This is a genomic window from Halovulum marinum (assembly GCF_009697225.1).
GTDB classification, from domain to species: Bacteria; Pseudomonadota; Alphaproteobacteria; order Rhodobacterales; family Rhodobacteraceae; genus Halovulum; species Halovulum marinum.
This window is the reverse complement of the sequence record NZ_WIND01000056.1, coordinates 1-2,176: the sequence shown is the minus strand read 5'-3', so window position 1 is coordinate 2,176 and position 2,176 is coordinate 1. Positions and strand designations below refer to the sequence as shown.

Sequence of the window (2,176 nt, the reverse complement as noted above, 5' to 3'; positions counted from 1 at the left end):
TAGCTGTCGCCCTTGTGGACCGCCTCGCCGATGTAGGCGCGGTTACCGAGCATCCGATAGATGTATTTCTTGTCGATCCGGTTGCCGCGCGGCGTCCGGAGACCGCGCGCGCCGACGTCACGCGCCAGTTCAGTGCAGGACCCGATCTCGAGGAAGCGGGCGAAGATCCAGCGGACGTGCGCGGCGGCTTCCTCGTCGACCACCAGCTTGCGGTTCTCCACCCGGTAACCATAGGGCGGGACGCCGCCCATCCACATGCCCTTCTTTCGGCTGGCGGCGACCTTGTCGCGGATGCGCTCGGCGGTGACCTCCCTCTCGAACTGGGCGAAGGACAGCAGGATGTTCAGCGTCAGCCGCCCCATGGAGGTTGTCGTGTTGAACGATTGCGTGACCGAGACGAAGGTCACGGCGTTCCGGTCGAACACCTCGACCAGCTTGGCGAAGTCGGCGAGCGAGCGGCTGAGGCGGTCGATCTTGTAGACCACCACCACATCGACCAACCCGTCCTCAATGTCCTCCAGCAACCGCTTCAGGCCGGGCCGTTCCAGCGTGCCGCCGGAGATGCCGCCGTCGTCATACTGATCGCGGACCAGTACCCAGCCCTCGGACCGCTGGCTGGCGATGTACGCCTCACAGGCTTCGCGCTGGGCGTGGAGGCTGTTGAATTCCTGCTCGAGTCCTTCTTCGGAGGACTTGCGCGTGTAGATCGCGCAGCGCTGCTTCCGGATCATTCCTGATTTCGCAGGGGCCTTTGTCATGTCCGCGCTCTCCGGTTCTTGAGGCCAAAGAACACCCAGCCATTCCAGCGCGTCCCGGTGATCGCGCGCGCGATGGCGGACAGCGACTTGTAGGGCCGCCCCTGCCATTCGAAGCCGTCCGCGGTGACGGTGACGGCATGCTCGACGCCCTGCCACTCACGGATCAGCCGGGTGCCGGCGATGGGCATGGTGTCTGCGCGGATCCGGCTCTTCTTCCGGTCGCCGCCGTCGAGTTCCTCGCCCAGCCGCTCCAGCCGCCGGATCGTCTCGAGCTTCAGCCCGCCATAGGCGAGTTCCTGGATGCGGTAGGCCAGCCGGCTTTCCAGGTAGCGGCGGTTGAACGGCGGCGGCTCGCTGTCGAACAACTCGCGCCACTGCGCTTTCAGGTCGGGCGTTGGCGTGGTCTTGAGCGCGGCCAGGCGCGCGGGGATGGGATCGAGCTTCGTCATGCATGTCTCCGGTGCGTTGGAGTTGCATGAGCGCTCTGGTCGGGCGGATAGTGAAGGCAACGTTCTCCAGTGTCGTCAGATACTTCGGCACCATACCGCATCCGCAAGCGGACCAGCCCGAGCGCCAGCAGGCCGCACAGCTCGGCGCGGCGCTCTGCGGGCGTCATCTGGTCGGGCGGGAGCGGATTGGGGCGTTTCATGCGGGCCTCGGAACAGTCGTCTCCTCTGGCCTCTACTCGTCGATGTCGGAAGGCGTCCCAGCCGATCCCGCACAGGTTGAAGAATCGATCAAAAGAACGTAACAGGAACACTTGTCTTGCAGGAAAGGGGATTCGTCGTGGCCGGCAATTTGAAGAAGTTCGTGAACCCCCGGTTCATCAAGACCATCGATCTCGCTCTGATGAAGCCGCTGCTGGCGCGGCACGAGGGCAAGTACAAGGGCTTCTCCGTCGACCTGCTGGACCAGGAGGAGGATGCCGCCCGCGAAGCGCTGGAGAAGCTGCTGACCGGTGCCGAGGACAGCTATCCAGAAGGGCTGCGCGGCGATCTGCACCGGATCGCGGAACTGGGCGATGCCCGCGGCCTCGAGATCATCCAGGCGCAGGCCGCCCGTCAGGACATCGATCTGTTCCCCGACATGAAGACCGGCGACGAGGACGCGCCGAACAAGGCGCATGATCCCAAGCACATCGCCGTCCGGGTGTTTCTGGAGCATCCCGATCTGTTTGACGCGGCCGCCGACCACATGGCGATGCTCACCGCCGACCGCCTGCATGAATATGCCGGGCGGGAACGGGGTGTCGCGATCGACCTGACGGCGGAGAAGGTCGAGGCGTTCCGGACGGCCGTTGCCGCGCTCTTCCGTGACGCGTTTCTCGGGGACTACTGCCGGGTGGGCGACTACGACGACGATGACGAGATCAACCTCGTGGTCAGCCACGGCTCCATGGTTTCGACCATGCCGGTCGT

Annotated in this window: 4 protein-coding genes; 2 read left to right on the top strand and 2 right to left on the bottom strand. The window is 65.0% G+C overall.

All coding sequences use genetic code 11. From position 1 onward, the window contains the following. Both GE300_RS21945 and GE300_RS21940 read right to left on the bottom strand, forming a co-directional pair. Positions 1-758: recombinase family protein (locus GE300_RS21945; RefSeq protein WP_233417316.1), on the bottom strand; the 758-nt coding region annotated here is incomplete at its 3' end. Continuing rightward, positions 755-1,207 (bottom strand): DUF2924 domain-containing protein, encoded by a 453-nt coding sequence (locus tag GE300_RS21940; protein ID WP_154449692.1) that lies wholly within the window; start codon positions 1,205-1,207, stop codon positions 755-757. The genes GE300_RS21940 and GE300_RS21945, both read right to left, overlap by 4 nt. A 26-nt stretch (positions 1,208-1,233) precedes the next feature. Here GE300_RS21940 and GE300_RS23460 point away from each other — a divergent pair, with 26 nt between their 5' ends. Continuing rightward, entirely contained in the window at positions 1,234-1,509 is a 276-nt protein-coding gene (locus GE300_RS23460) for a hypothetical protein (protein WP_233417315.1), read from the top strand. Positions 1,510-1,544: 35 nt separating this feature from the next. Further along, positions 1,545-2,176: hypothetical protein (locus tag GE300_RS21930; RefSeq protein ID WP_233417314.1), on the top strand; the 632-nt coding region annotated here is incomplete at its 3' end.

Coding starts and splice junctions, on each gene's coding strand:
- GE300_RS21940 (WP_154449692.1), bottom strand. CDS start 1,207: ATGACGAAGCTCGATCCCATCCCCGCGCGCCTGGCCGCGCTCAAGACC.
- GE300_RS23460 (WP_233417315.1), top strand. CDS start 1,234: ATGAGCGCTCTGGTCGGGCGGATAGTGAAGGCAACGTTCTCCAGTGTC.